General features: G+C 65.6%; 17 protein-coding genes. 5 read left to right on the forward strand and 12 right to left on the reverse strand.

All coding sequences use genetic code 11. The features are described 5' to 3' along the window. Nucleotide 1: 1 nt before the first annotated feature. The 4 genes from KQH53_19980 to KQH53_19995 form a co-directional block, all read right to left on the reverse strand. A complete protein-coding gene (locus KQH53_19980; GenBank protein MCB2228964.1) occupies nucleotides 2-874 on the reverse strand; it encodes a M23 family metallopeptidase in 873 nt (290 codons plus the stop codon). Beyond that, nucleotides 871-2,208 carry an exodeoxyribonuclease VII large subunit gene (gene xseA / locus KQH53_19985; GenBank protein MCB2228965.1) on the reverse strand — a complete coding sequence of 446 codons (1,338 nt, stop codon included), beginning with the start codon at nucleotides 2,206-2,208 and terminating at the stop codon, nucleotides 871-873. The genes KQH53_19980 and xseA overlap by 4 nt, the downstream gene beginning before the upstream one ends. 106 nt (nucleotides 2,209-2,314) lie before the next feature. Then, a complete protein-coding gene (locus tag KQH53_19990; protein MCB2228966.1) occupies nucleotides 2,315-3,289 on the reverse strand; it encodes a zinc dependent phospholipase C family protein in 975 nt (324 codons plus the stop codon). After that, on the reverse strand, nucleotides 3,270-4,571 hold the full coding sequence (locus KQH53_19995; GenBank protein ID MCB2228967.1) for a TRAM domain-containing protein: 1,302 nt from the start codon (nucleotides 4,569-4,571) through the stop codon (nucleotides 3,270-3,272). Before KQH53_19995 ends, KQH53_19990 begins: the two co-directional genes overlap by 20 nt. A gap of 341 nt (nucleotides 4,572-4,912) precedes the next feature. Between KQH53_19995 and KQH53_20000 the strand changes: the two genes are divergently transcribed. Both KQH53_20000 and KQH53_20005 read left to right on the forward strand, forming a co-directional pair. After that, nucleotides 4,913-5,353, forward strand: coding sequence for a PaaI family thioesterase (locus KQH53_20000; protein ID MCB2228968.1), 441 nt, complete (start codon nucleotides 4,913-4,915; stop codon nucleotides 5,351-5,353). 242 nt (nucleotides 5,354-5,595) lie between these two features. Beyond that, nucleotides 5,596-7,365: a hypothetical protein gene (locus KQH53_20005; protein ID MCB2228969.1), complete on the forward strand. Its 1,770-nt coding sequence runs from the start codon at nucleotides 5,596-5,598 to the stop codon at nucleotides 7,363-7,365. Between the two features lie 150 nt (nucleotides 7,366-7,515). Here the strand turns inward: KQH53_20005 and KQH53_20010 are convergent, their stop codons facing one another. Continuing rightward, nucleotides 7,516-8,283 (reverse strand): Sir2 family NAD-dependent protein deacetylase, encoded by a 768-nt coding sequence (locus KQH53_20010; GenBank protein MCB2228970.1) that lies wholly within the window; start codon nucleotides 8,281-8,283, stop codon nucleotides 7,516-7,518. Nucleotides 8,284-8,332: 49 nt separating this feature from the next. On the opposite strand from KQH53_20010, the gene KQH53_20015 reads away from it, so the two are divergent. Then, nucleotides 8,333-9,205 (forward strand): patatin-like phospholipase family protein, encoded by an 873-nt coding sequence (locus KQH53_20015; protein ID MCB2228971.1) that lies wholly within the window; start codon nucleotides 8,333-8,335, stop codon nucleotides 9,203-9,205. A 205-nt stretch (nucleotides 9,206-9,410) separates the two neighbouring features. Here KQH53_20015 and KQH53_20020 read toward each other — a convergent pair whose 3' ends face one another. The 4 genes from KQH53_20020 to KQH53_20035 are packed head-to-tail and all read right to left on the reverse strand — an operon-like array spanning nucleotide 9,411 to nucleotide 11,570. Beyond that, a complete protein-coding gene (locus KQH53_20020; GenBank protein ID MCB2228972.1) occupies nucleotides 9,411-9,866 on the reverse strand; it encodes an acyl-CoA thioesterase in 456 nt (151 codons plus the stop codon). A 20-nt stretch (nucleotides 9,867-9,886) separates the two neighbouring features. Beyond that, on the reverse strand, nucleotides 9,887-10,222 hold the full coding sequence (locus tag KQH53_20025; protein MCB2228973.1) for a hypothetical protein: 336 nt from the start codon (nucleotides 10,220-10,222) through the stop codon (nucleotides 9,887-9,889). Nucleotides 10,223-10,273: 51 nt separating this feature from the next. Beyond that, nucleotides 10,274-11,215, reverse strand: a complete 942-nt coding sequence (locus tag KQH53_20030; GenBank protein MCB2228974.1) for a carbohydrate kinase family protein — start codon at nucleotides 11,213-11,215, stop codon at nucleotides 10,274-10,276. A gap of 19 nt (nucleotides 11,216-11,234) precedes the next feature. Further along, a complete protein-coding gene (locus KQH53_20035) occupies nucleotides 11,235-11,570 on the reverse strand; it encodes a hypothetical protein (GenBank protein ID MCB2228975.1) in 336 nt (111 codons plus the stop codon). A 117-nt stretch (nucleotides 11,571-11,687) separates the two neighbouring features. Between KQH53_20035 and KQH53_20040 the strand changes: the two genes are divergently transcribed. Next, entirely contained in the window at nucleotides 11,688-12,431 is a 744-nt protein-coding gene (locus KQH53_20040) for an SDR family oxidoreductase (GenBank protein MCB2228976.1), read from the forward strand. Here the strand turns inward: KQH53_20040 and KQH53_20045 are convergent, their stop codons facing one another. Both KQH53_20045 and KQH53_20050 read right to left on the reverse strand, forming a co-directional pair. Continuing rightward, complete coding sequence (locus tag KQH53_20045) at nucleotides 12,432-13,616, reverse strand: hypothetical protein (GenBank protein ID MCB2228977.1); 1,185 nt, start codon at nucleotides 13,614-13,616, stop codon at nucleotides 12,432-12,434. It lies immediately after the preceding gene. A gap of 302 nt (nucleotides 13,617-13,918) precedes the next feature. Next, nucleotides 13,919-15,085 carry a radical SAM protein gene (locus KQH53_20050; protein ID MCB2228978.1) on the reverse strand — a complete coding sequence of 389 codons (1,167 nt, stop codon included), beginning with the start codon at nucleotides 15,083-15,085 and terminating at the stop codon, nucleotides 13,919-13,921. 170 nt (nucleotides 15,086-15,255) lie between these two features. Here KQH53_20050 and KQH53_20055 point away from each other — a divergent pair, with 170 nt between their 5' ends. Next, a complete protein-coding gene (locus KQH53_20055; GenBank protein MCB2228979.1) occupies nucleotides 15,256-16,359 on the forward strand; it encodes a toll/interleukin-1 receptor domain-containing protein in 1,104 nt (367 codons plus the stop codon). A 216-nt stretch (nucleotides 16,360-16,575) separates the two neighbouring features. On the opposite strand, the gene KQH53_20060 is transcribed toward KQH53_20055, so the two are convergent. Continuing rightward, the gene (locus KQH53_20060) at nucleotides 16,576-17,715 is read right to left on the reverse strand and encodes a (Fe-S)-binding protein (protein ID MCB2228980.1); all 1,140 of its coding nucleotides are present in this window, start codon (nucleotides 17,713-17,715) and stop codon (nucleotides 16,576-16,578) included. Nucleotides 17,716-17,831 lie beyond the last annotated feature (116 nt).

Raw genomic sequence — 17,831 nt, forward strand, 5'->3', positions numbered from 1 at the left:
CTCATTCTCCCAAGCGCGCCGAAAGCTCTCGGCTCAGCGCGATCCACTCCTGGGGGTCCACCCGGGCCCCGGCCAGCTTGACCCCGAAATCCAGATGCGGCCCGGTGACCTTGCCGGTGGCTCCAACTTTACCTATTATCTCGCCCTTTTTCACCTTTTGCCCCGGCTTGACCAGGGCGGCGGAAAGGTGCAGGTAGCGGGTGATGACCCCACGGCCGTGATCTATGAGAATCGTGTTGCCGCTGAAGTAGGCGTCGCGCACCAGGGCCACGGTGCCGTCGGCCGCCGCCGGGACCGGGGTGCCGGTGGCCCCGCGCAGATCCACCCCGCCGTGAGGGCTGCGCTCATGGCCGTTTACAAAGCTGCGCCGCCCAAAGAGGCTCACCACCTTGCTGTTGAGCGGCAGGATGAAGGCCTCTTGCCAGTAGCCCTCAGGGGTGAAGGAGGTGAAGACCTTTTGCATGGCCGCGCGGTCTTTCTTGTAGCGGGCCAGGGCCTGGGGGCTCAGGGTCAGGTACTTGGGGTCCACCTTGAGGCGGCGGATGCCCCGGTCGCGGCGGTAGAGGGTCAGCTTGGCCGCAGCCACCTGCTTGCCGTCGGCCTTGATGCGCACGATGGCCTTCCCGGCCTTGTCTTGCAAATCCACGCCCAGGGCCCCGTACCAGCAACCGTCCTTGCCCTTGGCCAGGGCCATGGTGCGGCCCTTGAACTCGGCCCGCAGATGCTTGGGCGAGCCTTCCAGGCACACCCGAAGCAAGGCAGGCTGGCCCAGGGCCAGGCGGGAGGGCTCCACCTGCAAGGTGGCCGCCCAGGCGGGCAGGCCCAGGCAGAGCAGGAGCGCCAAGGTCAAGATGGCTGTCAAATACCGTTTCATTCCAGGATGTCCTCCACCTTGGCCCTCAGCGCGCCCTCGCCCAGGCGCACGGTGATTTTCTTGCCCTTGGCCGTGTCTCCCGCGCGGCGCAACACCCGGCCCTCGCTGTCCGTGGCCAGGGCATAGCCCCGGCCCAACACGGCCAGGGGGCTCAGGGCCCGGAGGCGGGCCTCCAAGCGGGCCACTCCCTGGCGCGGGGTGTTGATGCTCTCGGCTCCGGCCACGGCCAGGCGCAGAGCCAGCTCACGCTGGCGGGCGCGGGTCTCGGCCAGGCGCTTATCCGGCCGGGCGGCCAGGGCCCGCTCATAGAGCTTGCCCACCGCGCGGCCCCGCTGGTGCAGGCCGGATTGCAGGGCGTGGCCTGCCCGCGAAAGCAAATCATCCACCCGGAGGCGCTTGTCGGCCAGGCGGCGGGTTGGGTCGCCCAGGGCGCGGGCCAGATGGCTCAGCTCGGCCCGGCGGCGGGCCAACATGCGCCCGCCTGCCCGGCCCAGGCGCAGGGACAGGCGCTTGAGGCTCTCTTCCAGCTCGGCCCGGTTCTTGACCAGCAGCTCGGCCGCCGCCGAAGGGGTGGGCGCGCGCAGATCGGCCACCAGATCGCTGATGCTCACGTCGATCTCGTGGCCCACGGCCGAGACCACCGGGATGGGGCAAGCGGAGATGGCCCGGGCCAGGTGCTCGTCATTGAAGGCCTGCAAGTCCTCGGGCGAGCCTCCGCCCCGGGTGAGCACGATCACCTGAGGCCAGCCCCACGCGGCCAGGTCTTGCAAGGCCTCGATCATCTGGGGCGCGGCGTTGAAGCCCTGCACCCGCACCGGATAAACCGCCACCGCCACCTTGGAGTCGCGGCGGTGCAATACGTTGAGAAAGTCGCGGATGGCCGCGCCGCTGGGGCTGGTGACCACCGCCACCCGGGAGGGCAGCTCGGGCAGGGCCTGCTTGCGGGACTCGTCAAAGAGTCCCTCGGCCTCCAGGCGCTTGCGCAGCTGCTCAAAGGCCAGGGCCAGGGCCCCGGCCCCGCGCGGCTCCACCGAGTCCACCACCAGCTGCACCTCGCCCCGGGGCTGGTACACGCTGACCCGCCCCTGACAGAGCACCTGAAGGCCCTCCTCCAAGGCGAAGCGCAGCAGCGAGGCCTGGTGCTTGAACAGCACCGCCCTGAGCGAGGCCTGTTCGTCCTTGAGCGCGAAGTACATGTGCCCGCTGGCCGGGGTGCGCAGGCCGCTGATCTCGCCCTCCACCCACACGAAATCAAAGGCCTCCTCGGTGATGCGCTTGAGGCGCCCCACCAACTGGCCCACACTGAGGATCTCGCGCCGGGTGAATAGTTCCAAAGGCTCCAACCGCCCTGCTCCGCCAAACAAGCCGGGCCCCCGCTCGCCGGGAGCCCCGTGAGTCCAAATTAACATAGCCCCCCAGGGGGCTCAAGCCGGGGCGCCCCTAGGGCTTGGCCGCGGGCAGGGATTCCAGCCAGGCCTTGGCCTTTTTGGCCTCCGGGCACTGGCCGGTGGCGCAGTTAACGTCCGCGTCCAGGCTGCTCTTGGGCCAGGGATCACCGCCGAACACCCGGCCCATATCTCGCCTGGTCAGCTCCATCATGCGCCAGAGGCCCGCCCTGTCCTTGGAGGTCGCGCGGTGCACGCTGAGCACCGCCCGCACGTCCATGTCGCTGTACCGCCAGGCTAGCCACCACACGTACAAGGGCCGGGCGCTGTGGCCCAAAACCCAGCCCAGGGCATTGCCCGCCCAGCGGCCCGGCCGCTCAAGCTGGCCCGAGAGCCAGAACACGTAAGGCAGGCGTTTGACCTCTTTGTAGTGCGCCTGCATGGCCGTGGCCAGCACCGCGCGGGGCACCTGGCGGCCGTACACCCGGGCCAGCGCCTTTTGCCACAGGCCCAGGTCTTCATCCCAGGCCAGGGGCGCGGACCACAACCAGGCGCCCTCGGGCCGCGAGAGCAGCCAGGCGTCCAGGCCCCATTCGAACTGCTTGTGGGCCAGCTTGTGCTCGGAGAAAGGCCCCATGGTGAACACGTTGACCAGGTCGCGGTGGGCCCGGATGTCCAAAAAGGCGTGGGAGAGCCAGCCCAGGGCAAAGGCCTGCTCTTGGGGCGTTCGGGCCAGATCCAGCATGGCCCTGGTCAGCTCCCAGGGCTTGATCAGGTGGATGCTGTAGGACAGGGCGCTCTCCGCGCCGGGGTAGTAGCCCGCGTCCAGAGCAATGGCCCCGGCCAGGAAGTGGGGCCAGAGCCGGGCGCGCTGGGCAGGGTCCGGGCCGATCTCCGGCCCGACAACCGGCCAGAGCTGGCGGCAGAAGGTGAAGTGGCTGAAAGGCCCCAGGGCGGAGGCCGGAGCGGCCAGGCCCAGCAGAATGAGGGCCAGGCACAGGATTCGCAGCTTAGGCGCGATCCAAGACAAGCACCGCCTCCGTGTGCCCGGTGTGGGGGAAAAGGTCCACGGTCCACAGCCGGGTCATGGCATAGCCCGCCGCCAGGAGCACCGCCGCGTCGCGGGCCAGGGCCGCCGGGTGGCAGGAGATGTACACGATGCGCGACGGGCCCAGGTTGACCAGGAAGGGCATCACCTCCTTGGCCCCGGTGCGCGGCGGGTCCAAGAGAGCCAGAGCGAACTTCTCGCCCTGGGCGGCCAGGCTGGCCGTGGCCTCGGAGGCCTCGGCCTGGTGCTGCTCGACGAGCCCGGCCAGGCCCTCGCGTTCGGCCAGATGCTCGGCGCTCTGGTGGCTGTCCGGGTCGCCCTCCACGGCCAGCACGGTGCGCCCCGCCTGGGCCAGGGGCAGGGTGAAGTTACCCCCGCCCGCGTAGAGCTCCAAGGTGTCGCCGAGGGGCGCGCCCGCCGCCGCCTCCAGCACCAGGTTTATCAGCAGCTCATTGGCCCCGAAGTTGGCCTGGCAGAACTCGCCGGGATAGGCGCTGAGCGTCAGGTCGTCTTGGCGATAGTAATCCACGCCCTCTTCCGGACCCCGCTCCCAGGGCTCCAGGCCCTGGTAGTGCAAACGGGTGGCCGTGGCTCCGGCCCGGCGGCACAGGGAGCGAAGCTCCTTGCGCCAGCGGTTGGAAAAGGGCCGCTTGGCGTCCAGGCCGCAGGTGACGAAGCCGCGCCCCTCCCCGGCCAGAAGCTCCAGCCAGGAGACATGCTCGCCGCCGCTGCCGGTCATTACCTCGGCCAGGCCCGAGAGCAGCAGGTTGACCTCCCTGGCGGCCACGGGGCAGTGCTCCACCGGCACCACCCGGTTGCTGCCCGCCGCGTAGAAGCCGGGGCCTTGGGGACTCAGGGCCAGGCGCACCCGGTGCCGCCAGCCCCAAGGGCTGGGCGAGGCCACCTCCTCCACTGCAGGCAGGTCGCCCAGGCGCGACAACGCCCGGCGCACCCAGGCGGCTTTGGCGCGCACCTGGGCGGGATAGGCCAGATGCTGGAGCTGGCAGCCGCCGCAACGGCCATACAGGGGGCATTCGGGCTCCACCCGGTCGGGCGAGGCCTGCTCCACCTCCAACAGCTCGGCCCGGGCAAAGTCCTTTTTGACCTGCTGCAAACGGGCGCGCACCCGCTCGCCGCCCAGGGCGCCGGGCACGAACACCACCCGGCCGTCCGGGCCATGGGCCAGGCCGTCGCCGCCTGAGGCCAGTTCCTCGATCTCCAGGACTAACTCCTGGTCGCGTTGCATTTCGTTTTCCAAGGACAAGCGGGCCTCCCGGGCCTGGGTTTGGGGCAAGGTTACGTGCTATCTTACCGCAAGCTGCCGGCTAACCCAGCCTAGCCTGGAAATTTCATAAAGGTTGGGCGGAATCAAGGTGATGGTTCAAAGGCCTTGGAGTCATTACGGGGGAGACGTTCAAGGCTTCAAGGTTGGGCCTTAATCCGGCACAGCCAGCCGCGGGCAGACAAGGCGTCTGGCCAGCGAGGGCCGAAGGCGTAGCCATTAGCTACGTCGAGGCGCGAGCGCAGCCAGCAACGCAGTATGCCGGTGGCTGGCGCAGCCGGACGCCCGGCCTTTATTTAATGCCCAGGCTCGAGAGGTAGAAAATGAGCGACGAGGCGGTGGAGCGCATCTGGAAGCGAGTCGAAAAAGAGAAGTACCCCAAGCTTTTGGGCATTGAGGTCTTGGAGATAGAACCGGGCCGCGCCCGGGTGGCCATGACCTTTAGCGAGGATTTGACCAACATCTACGGCATGTTGCACGGTGGGGCTGTTTTCTCGCTCCTGGACGAGGCCTTCCAGCTGGCCTGCAACGCCCACGGCTCCATCGCCGTGGCCCTGTCGCTGAACATCTATTACCTCACCACCGCCGACCCCGGCGCGCGCCTGTTCGCCGAATGCCGCGAGATCAACGCCACCCGCAAGACCGCGCTCTACGACGCCGAGGTCTGGCAGGAGGACGGCAAGAAGATCGCCAGCGGCCAGGCCCAGGCCTACCGGGTGGGACGGCCTTTGCCCTTTGACGAGGAGGGGAATCTGGTGGAGTGAGGGATGGGGCGGCGCTCCCATTCCACAATACCTTGTTAATATTCCGCAAAACCGAGCTGTTGTAAAATTTGCTGCCCATGAATCATACCCCGTCATTTTGTCTATATTTTCACATAACAAGCTGCTAGCATTTTAGGTGAACTCACCATTCGGGTATCGGCCAAGTTGGCCGAGATATGGGAGGGGGTTTGATTTAAGGGCTTTTTAACAACCGGGCGAACGACTTCATCGAGGAGAACACCATGGATATCGCAACGTCTGCCTGCCGTTATGCAAAGCCGCCCCACCACAAGATCATTCTAATAATACTGGCCCTATTGTGCCTGGGCCTTGCCGTCCCGGCCCTGGCCGCGCCCCAGCCCACCACCGGCCGCTTGGTCAGCGCCCAGTGGCTCCAGCAACACCAGAACGATCCCAATCTGGTCATTGTCGACGCCTCGCGCACCAAGAACTACTTGGCCGGCCACATCAAGGGAGCGGTGAGCTGCTCCTTTGACAAGGACCACTACCTCTCCTACGGCATCGACACATCCTACGGGGGCAACGACCTGATCAACAGCGAGACCGACCCCCTGCCCTGGCAGGACGGCCCCACCCCCTACATCCAGAAGGTGATGCGCTCCCTAGGCATTAATAACAACTCCAAGGTGGTCATCTATGACGATGGCGGGCATTTCCGCGCCCCCCGCTTCTACTGGACCCTGACCTTCAACGGCTGCAAGAACGCCTACATCCTGGACGGCGGCATGGCCAAGTGGAAGGCCCTGGGCCTGCCGGTTACCACCGAGATCCCCCAGGTGAAGCAAGGCGACTTCGTGGCCAAGCCGGGCGACGAATCCCAGATCGCCAGCACCGACTACATCCTGTCCAAGCAGTTCAAGCCCGGCACCGCGATCGTCTACGCGGTGACCCCGGTCTGGTACTACGGGCCCTTTCAGGCCTACTCCAAGATGGGCCACATCCCCGGCTCAGTGATGGTCTCCTATCCCGACTACTTCAACCAGGACAAGACCTGGAAGTCCCCGGCCGAGCTCAAGCGGCTCTTTGCCTCGGTGGGGGCCACCCCCGACAAGGAGATCATCTGCTACTGCGGCGGCAACCCCGCCGCCTCTTGCCTGTACTTCACTCTCAAGAACGTGTTGGGCTACCCCCGGGTGCGCTACTACTACAAGGGTTCCACCATGGGCTGGTTGGACGATCCCCGCGACCTGCCCCTGCACACCTACGGCAACCAGCATCTGCTGCGCGACCCCTACTTCGTACGCTGGTGGGGCGGCACCCGCATACAATATCTGGTGCGCGATCCCCAGGTGCTGACCGTGGATGTGCGCTCTCCCGAGGCCTTTAAGGCCGGCCACATCCCCTACGCGGTGAACCTCCCGGTCGAGGATCTGGTTTCCCGGCAAGGCGTGGACCCGGCCAAGTGGGCCAAGCTCTTGGGCGACAAGGGAGCGGCCGACTTCAAGGAGTTGGTGATCGTGGACGACAAGTCCACCCCCAAGGCCTGCCTGATGTTCTGGCTGGCCGAATACCTGGGCCGTCCCAAGGTGTCGCTTCTCAACGGCGGCATCAAGGCCTGGCAGGAGCATAACCTCAAGCTGACCGACAAGCCCACCATCATCGCCCCTGCCAAGGTCAAGTACGACGTGGCGGTGCAGCCCGTGCGGATCAAGGCCTCCCCCCAGGCGGACAAGCGCCTGGCCGACGCCGTGCAGAAGCCCGACTTCCTGGGTTATCCCCGGGTGTACGTGGTGTCTTCGGAAAAGGGCGCCAAGCTGCCCTTTGATCCGGCGGGCGCCAAGGTGGTGCACATCCCGGCCGCCAAGAACTTCCACGCCTACGGCATCCTGGATTTCGCCTCGAACCTGATCAAGATGTATGAGAGCGCCGGGGTGTTCAAGCAGGCAGAGGTGGTCTGCTACTCGGACAAGCCCGAGGAGGCGGCGGCCACTTACTATGCCCTGCGCACCCTGGGCTATCCCAAGGTGATGGTGTATTACCCGGACAAGTAATCAGCCGAACGTGATTCAAAGTTAAGGGGGCCCGGCGAAAGCCCGGCCCCCTTTTACATGCCAAAACCACCTGGCTGAGGGCGCTAACAAGCCACAAAACGCCGAATCAATACTTAATGTTGTTTGTTAACTAAATTTGGTTTAATGCCGTTATAAGTGGCTTTTTTCTAACTCACCAGCCAGCGCGGCCAAGGCCTCCCCCGCCGGTCGCCGGAACACCAATTCCGCCCGCCCGTCCAGCGGGGTGGGGTCGCGATTGAGGATGGCCAAGGCCCCGCCCGAGGCCAAAGTGGCCTGGGGCAGCTCGGCCGCCGGGGTGACCACCAGGCTGGAGCCCACCACGATCAGCGGGTTGGCCGAGGCGCAAAGCTCGGCCGCGCGCTCCAGGGCGGCGCGTTCCAGGTTTTGGCCGAATGAGATGGTGGTGGGCTTGAGCAGCCCGCCGCACTGCGGGCAGGCCGGATCCTTGTCCCCGTTCGTGAAGCGGGCCAGGACCCCGGCGGTGGGCTCCTGGTGGCCGCAGCCGCTCAGGCAAGCGGTGTCAAACACGTTACCGTGCAGCTCCACCACCGCGCCGGCGGGCACCCCGCCCGCCTGGTGTAGGCCGTCCACATTCTGGGTGACCACCCCCCGGAGCAGCCCCGCCGCGTGCAAACGGCCCAGGGCCTGGTGCCCGGCATTGGGCCGGGCCTCGCTGAAACCGGGGAACCACTCCTGGTAGAAGCGCCAGTAATCCTCCCGCGCCCAGGGATGAGCCACGAAATCGGGATACATCACCGGCTTGTGGCGCTCCCAGATGCCGCCGGGCGAACGGTAGTCGGGGATGCCGCTCTCGGTGGACATGCCCGCGCCGGTGAAAACCACCAGGCGGCCGCCTTCTTTCACCAGCCGGGCCAGGGCGCGAATTTTGTCGTCCATGGGCTCACCTCGGTTGACAGGGTGCGCCCTCTAGTCTAGAGATGGGCACATGAGCCAGCAAGCCCCACCCCCGGACCCCAGCGCCCTGCCCCGCCCCGTGGCGGCGGTGATGTCGTCAGGCTTTTTCGGGTTCTTCGCCCACGCCGGTTTTTTACAAGGCCTGGCCGACGCCGGGCTGGAGCCGGATTGCTATGCGGGCTCATCCTCCGGGGCCTTGGTGTCCGCCTTTGCCGCCGGGGGTATGGACCCGGCCACCATGCTCTCCCTGTTCCGGCAGCTGAGGAAAAGCGACTTCTGGGACCCTCCATCCAAGGCCGACACCCTGCGCTGGCTGCTGCGCGGCCTGCGCGGCCGCTCGGGCTATGTGCGCGGCGAGGCCTTCGAGCGCCTGCTGCGCGACTACCTGCCCGCCCAGCGCTTCGAGGACTGCGCACGGCCCTGCCTCATGTCCGCCCTGGACCTGGCCAGCTCGCGGCGGGTGGTGCTGGACTCCGGCGACCTGCCCACCGCCGTGCGGGCCAGCGGCGCGGTGCCGGCTCTGTTCGCGGCGGTGCCTTGGGAGGGCGGCCTGCTGGTGGACGGCGGCATCATCGACAAGGCCCCCCTGGTGGCCGCGGTGGAGCGCCTGGGCGCGGCCAGCCTGGTGGTGCACCTGTTACCCTCGGGCAGCCTGGAGCGCCCCGTGGCCGCCACCCTGGCCAAGAGCTTCGCGCCGCTGCGCTTGCAGTCCCGGGCCGTGGACGGGGCCCGCTTGCAGTTCTACGAAGACCAGAAGGCCGAGCTGGCCCGCCGGGGCGTGCCGGTCATCGAGGTGGTGGGGCGCGATTTGCCTCGGTGCGGGCCCACGCGGATGCACCAGGGCCCGGCCGCTTTCGAGGCGGCACGCCGGAACCTCCTGTCCCAACTGGGAGGCAGGGTTTAGGGCCGCGCCTTAATCTAAAAAAAGTTTGGAATAAGCCCTGTAGCCGGGGCAAGAAGGGTTGCGCCACCCTGGCGTTTCGCCAGGTTCACCTGACGCCCCCAAGTGCGCGGTCCGCCATGCTTGCAGCCTGGGGCTGGCGGAGCGGAGGCCCCTGCCGGGAAGGCGCTATACCTTCTTTTGCAATAAGCCCAGCCGCCGAACCGGCTCAGTCCTCGCGGCCCTCTTCATAGGCGCGCATCACGGCGAGATAGTCCTCGGGCAGGCCGCAGGCGCGGCGCGTGGCCGGGTTTACGCAGGTGACGCGGGTGAAGCCCTCGGCGGCGATCAGGTCTTCCTCGGGCAGCCACAGAAGATAGTGGAACTTGAAGGAGCGGCTGGTCCAGTCGGCGGTGCGCAGGTGCACTTGCACCAGGTGGTGATGCTGCACCGGCCGGGTGTAGCGGCAGGTGTCCTCCACCACGATGAGGTGCGGCCCGGACACGGCGGGCGCGAACAGGCCCAAACGGGCCAGATAGGCCATGCGCGCCTCTTCAAAGTAGGTGAAGAAGCGCGAGTTGCCCACCCGGCCCATGGGGTCCAGGTCGGAGAAGCGGGGACGGAACTCCAGGTTGAAGCGGAAGCGCTTCAGGGGATCGCTGGTCTTTTTCTGGCTCGGGCTCATATCCTAGTCTCGGCTCGGTTCTAGCTACGGGGCCTCCGGTCCAGCAGGCTCACCACCTTTTCGCCGCCATCGCCGCTTTCAGCCGCGGGAGCGGGCTCCTCGGGCACGGCCTCCACGGGCTGGGGCGGGGCCAGGCGTTCCAGGCGCAGGGGGTCGCCGCCCATGGTGAAGTTGGCCCCGTCGATGTATTCCTCGCGTAGAATCCAGGTGGCTTCCTGGGACGGGGGGTGCAGGATCAGCAAACGCAATTGCCACCAATGGGGCTTCACGTCGGCCAGAATCTCCTCCACCCGGGCATAGACCACGGGCTGGTTGTCCTTGTGGATGAGTACGATGTCGCCGGGCCTGGTGTCCACCTGGGTCTCCCTTGCTGGTTTCCTTCTATGCTAAGGCCTTGTTACGCCCTGTCAAGCCGGATAAGCCCCGCCGCCAAGGGTCTCCAAGCGCTTGGCGAAGCCCTCCTGGTCCACGCTGTACTCCTGGGTGCCGTAGCAGGCCACGGCGTAAGAGGACAGCACCGCGCCCCACAGGCAGGCCTGGGCCAGGTCCAGGCCCAGGGAGATACCCTTCATCAGCCCGGCCCGGTAGGCGTCGCCCGCGCCGGTGGGGTCCAAGACCTTTTCGGCCTTGGCGATGGGAATGTCGGTGCGCTCCTGGCCCCGCCAGAGCACCGAGCCCTCCTCGCCCTTGGTGGTGATCACCGCCCCAACCCGCTCCAAAATCTGGCTGAGCTTGAGGCCGGTCATGCGGCGGATCAGCTCCAGCTCATAGTCGTTGGAGATGAGCACCTCGGCCCCGGTGAGGGCCTTGTCCAGGTCCGGCCCCTGCCAGATGTTGAGCGACTGGCCGGGGTCGAAGATGTAGGGCACGCCCTTGGCCCGGAACTCCTTGGGCAGGCGCTGCATGTCCTCCAGGTTGCCCGGGGCCACGATGGCCAGGGAGCTCTTGGGGTTCATCTCGCCCACGTCGCACAGGCAGGGGTGGTTCATGGCTCCGGGGTTGAAGCCGGTGATCTGGTTGTCCGCCTTGTCGGTGGTGATGAAGGCCCCGGCGGTGAACTCCTCTTCCAAGACCCGGACGCGGCTGCCGTCGATGCCCTGGCTCTCCACCCAGCGCAGGTAACGCTCGCCGTCGCGGCCCAGGCAGGCCAAGAGCACCGGGCGCTCGCCGAGCTGGGCCAGGCCGTAGGCGATGTTGCCCGCCGTGCCACCCAGCTTTTCCTGCAGGCCGTTCACGTTGAAGCACACGTTGAGCACATGAATCTTGTCGGGCAGGATGTGGTCGGAGAAACGGCCATCGAAGTTCATGATGCGGTCGTAGGCCAGAGACCCTGAGATGTAAAGCTTCACTGCGATCCTCGCTATGTTTCTAGCGGTTGGTTTTGTCCAAGGCGCTGATGATGCGCTCCACCCAGGCCCGCGCCTCGCTCAGCGACTCGGGCGAGGCGGGATCGGGGCAGGCATTCTCGCTGGCGTCCAGGCTGAAACACTCGGCCGCGCTTAGGCGGCAAACGGTCCAGCCCGGCATTCCCGGCGGCACATGGGGGCGCTCGTTCACCCGGTAAAGGCTAAAGCACTCCAGGTCGCAGCGCACGCTGTAAGCGCGGCCCAAAAGGCGCACCTCAATGGCCCGCCCCAGCAACCCGCGTTGAGAGAACTCGCCCAGCACCAGGCTGAAGAGAGCCTCGGCCCGCTGGTTAGGCATCACCCTCCTCCCGGACGGCCAAGCGCGCCTGCTTGACCGCCACTCATTATTAAGCTAACGATTACAATATCAGAAAAACGGCTGCCTTGCGTAGACGGCGGCATCAGGGAGGGAAGCATGGACTTGCAGAGCGAGGTGGCTCTGGTCACTGGCGCGGGCCGGGGCATTGGCCTGGCCACGGCGGAAAAGCTGGGCACTTCGGGCGCGGCGGTGGTGCTGGCCGACATGGACCTGGCCACGGCCGAAGCGGGCGCCCTGGCCATCGAAGGCGCGGGGGGCCGGGCTCTGGCCCTGCAAATGGACGTGCGCTCGGCCGAGGGCTGGGCGGACACCGTGAACAAGGCCGTGAAGCGCTACGGCCCGCTCACCGCCCTGGTAAACAACGCTGGCTTCGACCGCCCCGGCGGGGTGGCCAAGGTGAGCCAGGAGGACTTTCAGGACGTCTTGGAGGTCCACCTGATCTCCTGTTTGCTGGGTATGCGCGCGGCCTTGCCCGCCTTTGAGCAGGCCGGGCGGGGCGCGGTGGTCAATGTGTCCAGCGTGTACGCCAAGATCGGCGGCCACGGCGAGGCGGCCTACACCGCGGCCAAGGCGGGCATGGTGGGGCTCACCAAGTCGGCGGCCCGTGAGTTCGCCAAGTTGGGGGTACGGGTCAACTGCGTGTTGCCCGGGCTCACCGACACCCCGGCCATCCGGGGCATGATGTCGGACAAGGTGCGCGAAAAGCTCCTGGCCGAGACCCCGCTACGGCGCATGGCCCAGCCCGGCGAGATCGCCAACGTGATCGCCTTCCTGTGCTCCAATGAGGCCAGCTACGTGACCGGCGCGGCTTGGGAAGTCAGTGGCGGTTGGAATATGTAATCAGGCGCGGGGGACTTTTCCCGAAAGCAGGGTGACCTTGAGGCCGCCGAAGGGCGCGGCGATCTGGGTGGTGTCCACTAGGCCCAGGGGCCCGGCCCACTCGGGGCGATAGAGCACCACGCCCACCTGCCAGCCCGCATAGGCTTCGCGCAGGCGCGCGCCCACTTTGGCCACAAAGGCCTCGGCCTGGCGCACGCTGCCCATGCGCTTGCCATAGGGCGGATTCATCACCACCAGGCCCGGCCCGGAAGGCGGGGCCTCTTGCAAAAAGTCGACGGACGTGAGCTCCACGCCCTCGACCACTCCGGCGCGGGCCACGTTGTCCTTGGCCAGGGCCACCACCTTGGGATTGCGGTCGCGGCCGATGATGGGCGCGGCAGGCGCGCCCAGGGCATTGGCCGAGGCCTCGCGTTTCAGGTGCTTCAGGGCCCCTTCGCGGAATGACGGCCAGCGCTCAAAGGCGAAACCGCGCTGCCCGCCGGGCGGCAGGTGCCGCGCGATGAGCGCCGCCTCGATGGCCAGGGTGCCGCCGCCGCACAGGGGGTCCAGCAGGGGCGCGGCGCCGTCATAGGCGCAGAGCATGAGCAGCGCGGCGGCCAGATCCTCGCGCAAGGGAGCCGCGCCGCCCTGGGGACGATAGCCCCGCTTGTGCAGGTGCGCCCCGGTGGTATCCAGGCTGATGCTGGCCCGCCGGTCCACCCCGCGCACTTGCAGGCGCTGGGCCTCCTCGTCGCCGGGCTTTGCGGGTATTGGCGGCTCCAGGCCCAGGGACTTGAGCCGGTCCGAGGCGGCCTTGCCCACCACCTCGGCGATGCGGCCCTCGTGCTTGAGGTTGCTGGCGCTGAGGGACACGCTGATGTTGAGCGGCGCGCCGGGCGTGACGAAAAGCTCCCAAGGCACGGAATCGGCCTGGCGCAGCAGGTCTTCCCAGCGCCGCACCCGGAAGTCCTTGAGCCGTAGCCACACCCGCCCGGCGGTGCGCAGCCACAAGTTGGCCGCGTAGGCCATCTCCAGCTTGCCGCTGAAGTTCACCCCGCCCGGCTCGGGCGCTACTTCGCCCGCGCCCAAAGCAACCAGCTCGCGGGCGCAAAGCTCTTCCAGCCCGGGAGCGCACACCGCGAAGTAGCGGTGCTCCGGGACCCACACCTGGCGCTTGATGCGCCGCTCAAGATTGAATTCAGACATGCCGAGGTTTACCACGCGCCAGTGGGCAAGCCAAGCAGTCCCAAAAAAGAAAGCCGTTTTGAAAAAGCAGCCAGCCGATCTTGGCGGCACAGCCTGGCGGTTGGGGGCAAGGCGGCCCAAGGCTTGGGCAGCCAGAGGTTTCCCACCGGGAGCATCCAGGGCCGGTGAGAGCTAATCGCCACTCGACCCGATTCGCCTCCAGCGGCACGCTGGCGAGGGGGCGACGCAGGCGTAGTGTCACCTACGCCGAGGAGCACACGAGGCCGCCCAACATTGCCCACGGCCGTCAGGCGAAGCCGCGTCTAGATCATGGAGTCGGCCAGCTCGTTGATCACGTCGTCCGGGTTTTGCCCCGCCCTCTCCATGCGCGCGATGTTCTTTTCCAGGTCCACGCGCAGGCCCATGCGGTCCACGTCGCGGGGCTCGCGGCAGCGGCCCATGCGGCGGCACAAACGGTAAAGAAGGCGCTCGCGGTCGGGCAGGTTCAGGTACTCGTCCAGCTTGGCCAGCAGGGCGGGCTTGTCCTGGGGGAGCTGGCCGTTCACCGTCTCGATGAGGTTCATGATGTGGTCGGAGGCCACATAGCTGGTGATGCCGTCCAGGGTCTCGATGAACAGGCGTATCTCGGCGGCCACCTCGTCGTCGCTGATCTTCTGGAATGCGCCGGATTGCAGGTCCTGGTACAGCTCGATGCGCGGCGGCACGCGCAGGGTGCGCAAACGAATGAAGTCCGGGTTGATCTGGTTGAGCACCTCGGCCGTGGCGATGGCGTGCTCGCGGCTCCACTCCTTGCCGCCCAGGCCGGGCATCACGTACTCGCTAAGTTCCATGCCCGCGGCCTTGACGTTCTGGCCGCCCTGGATCTGCTTGGCCGCGGTCACGCCCTTGTTCATGAACTTGAGCAGCGGGTCGTAACCGGTCTCCAGGCCGATGTGGATGCGGTCCAGGCCAGCCTCGCGCAGCATGGTCAGCTCTTCCACGCTGCGCTGGGCGGCGGTGGAGGAGCGGGCGTAGGTGGTTATGCGCTTGGCCTCGGGCAGCTTGGCACGCAGATAGTTGAGCGCCTCGGCCAGCACCGCCGGCTTCATCACCAGGTTGTTGGCGTCCTGCAAGAACACGTTGCCCGTGTTGTAGTAGAGCCAGGCGGCCACGTTGTGGAAGGCGTGGCTCAGGCGCGGGTTGGAAAACACCGCGTTGACCACCGGCGTGCTGATCCGGCCGTGCTCGCCCATGGCCGAGGACAGCTCGATGATCTCGCGGCGCATCTCGGCCGCCGCGTCGATGTCGGCCTTGATCTCCTCCAGGGAGCGGCGGGAGAAGGTGCGGCGCTTGTACACCGGGCAGAACTTGCACTTGTTCCAGGGGCAGTTGCGCGTGAAGCGTAGCAGCAGGCTCTGCGCCTCCGACGGCGGGCGGATGGGGCCTTGCTCAAAATCCAAGGACGTGTCCAGGGCGGGTAGCGCGGTCACTAGGAGTCTCCTGGGCTCGGGTTAATGGCTGGATAATAAGTATGCGGGAGTGGTGGGATGTGTCAAGGATGGCGGGCGGGAGGGGCGGTGGGTTATGATGGGCGGGCTGTAATTAAGGCAAAAAAGAGAGAAGAAGAAAAGCAGGTTGGGTGGGAAAGAAGGGGGGCGTTGTGGCTAATCCGGAGCACGTGAAGATTTTGAAGCAGGGAGTAAAGGTTTGGAATAGGTGGAGGAAAAATAATCCGGACATAAAGCCTGATCTCTTCGAGGCAGATTTTGCCAACGCCGATCTTACCGACGCTAATCTCGATGGAGCAGCCCTCATCCGGGCGAACCTCGCAAATGCTAACCTCAACAGAACAAGTCTCGTCCGTGCAAGCCTCACCGAAGCGAATCTTGTCGATGTAAGCCTCACAAATGGAAACCTCACCGAAGCGAATCTCAGGATGGCGCATCTCATTGATGCTAATTTTTCTGGTGGGAATTTCCACAAAGCAGACCTCAGCGATGCAAACCTCATGGATGCAAAACTTATTGAAGCGGAACTTGTCAAAACGAATCTCAACAAGGCAGTGCTTTATGATGCAAATTTTTCTAGAGCTAACGTCAAGGGGGCGAACCTGAGTGATGCCGAAGTTGGATGGACAGTATTTGCAAATTTAGATTTAAGTAAGGCAATTGGCTTGGAATATGTTAAACACGAAGGCCCGTCAACAATCGGCATCGACACCATCTATCAATCCAAAGGCGATATTCCCGAATCATTCCTTCGCGGCTGCGGCGTTCCGGAAGACCTCATCAAGCTCATCCCTTCTCTACTTTCACAACCTTTTGACTTCTACTCTTGCTTCATCAGTTACTCGTCCAAAGATGACAGTTTCTCGCGCCGCTTATACGCCGACTTACGCGAATCAAAAGTCCGCGTCTGGTTCGCGCCCGAGGACATGAAAATTGGCGACAAAATCAGAGAGCGGATAGACCAGACCATACGCATCCACGACAAGCTCTTGCTCGTCCTTTCAGAACAATCCATTGAAAGTCAGTGGGTGGAGAAAGAGGTGGAGACTGCCTTTGAGCAGGAACGGCGCAACCCAGGAAAGACCGTTCTGTTCCCCATCCGCCTCGACGATGCGGTGATGGAAACCAACAAAGCCTGGGCCGCCGACATCCGCCGCACCCGCCACATCGGCGACTTCACGGACTGGAAAGACCACGACTCATACAAAAAGGCCTTCGACCGCCTGCTGCGCGACCTCAAGGCCTCCGAGAAATAGCCCCCACAAAAAACCAAGCCCCCGGGTCCGCGTGAACCCGGGGGCGAGGCCGGCCCTCCCCTCCCCTTGCAAGGGACAACTAGTGGACGGCACGGACCGGCCAATGCCCTCCCTGTCCCTGAGGTATGCCGGAGCCATATTACTTCATTGCGATAACAAAAAGAAAGCCCCCTGGACAAAAAAAGTCCAGGGGGCTCGTCGGGCTTGTTTTAGGGGCTAGAGCTGCTCGGCGATGATCTCGGCCAGGTCTTTGACCTCCAAGGTCTCGTCAACGTTCTCGCCCTTGGCGCTGTCCACGAACATGTTGATGCAGTAGGGGCAGCAGGTGGCCAGCACCTCGGCGCCCTTGTCCACCGCCTCGCGGATCTTGTGGGTGCTGAAGCGCTGCTCGGGCTCGGTCTCCATCCACAGGCGGCCGCCGCCGCCGCCGCAGCACATGGCCATGCCCTTGTTCTTGCCGAACTCCATGCGCTCGGCGCCGCAGGCATCGATGAGCTCGCGGGGCGCGTCGAAGACCTTGCTGTGACGTCCCAGGTAGCAGGGGTCGTGGTAGATGACCTTCTTCTCGTAGCCGCCCAGGCTCAGCTTGCCCTCGTCCAGGAGCTCTTTGAGCAGTTGGGTGTAGTGCACCACCTCGAACTCGCCGCCGAACTCGGGGTATTCCTGGGTGAAGGTGGTGAAGCAGTGCGGGCTGGTGGTGATGATCTTCTTCACGCCCTTGTCGTTGAACAGGTTGATGTTCTTCTCGGCCAGGCCCATGAACTGCTCTTCGTCGCCCATCTTGCGCAGAGCCTCGCCGCAGCAGGACTCCTCGTTGCCGATGATGCCGTAGCTCACGCCCGCCGCGTTGAGAATCTTGACCAACGCCTTGGCGATGGCCTGGGAGCGGGGGTCGTAGGCCGAGGTGCAGCACACCGAAAGGAAGTACTCCTGGCTGCCGTCGAACTTGGGCACGTCCAGGCCCTCGGTCCACTTCTCGCGCTTGTCGCGCGGCTCGGACCAGGGGTTGCCCTGGGAGTGGATGGAGCCCATGATGGTGCGCAGCATGGCCGGGGCCGCGCCGGTCTCGGCGATCATGGCCCGCATGGCCCGCACCACGTCGATGATGGCCACCTCGCGGGGACAGTTCTCCACGCACAGCTTGCAGGTGGTACAGGCGTAGAGGATGTCGTCGGACTCGAAGCCCTCCAGGCCCAGCTGGCCCATTTTGATGAGCTGGCGGGTGCGGAAGGGGCTTTCCACCGCGGGCCAGGGACACAGGCCCGAACACAAGCCGCATTGCATGCACTGGTAGAGGGTCTCGCCGCCCATCAGGGCGATGGCCTCGCTAACCTCCAAAAAGGGCGTGGCGGGCATATGTAGTATCTCCTTGTCTATAATCAGCCGAAGCGCGCCCACCTCCCCTGGGCGGCGCGCCGATCATGCGGGTGCCCCGAATCAATAGCACCATCCTAAAAAGGTGTCAAGAAAAG

Source organism: Desulfarculaceae bacterium (assembly GCA_020444545.1).
Taxonomy (GTDB): Bacteria; Desulfobacterota; Desulfarculia; order Desulfarculales; family Desulfarculaceae; genus Desulfoferula.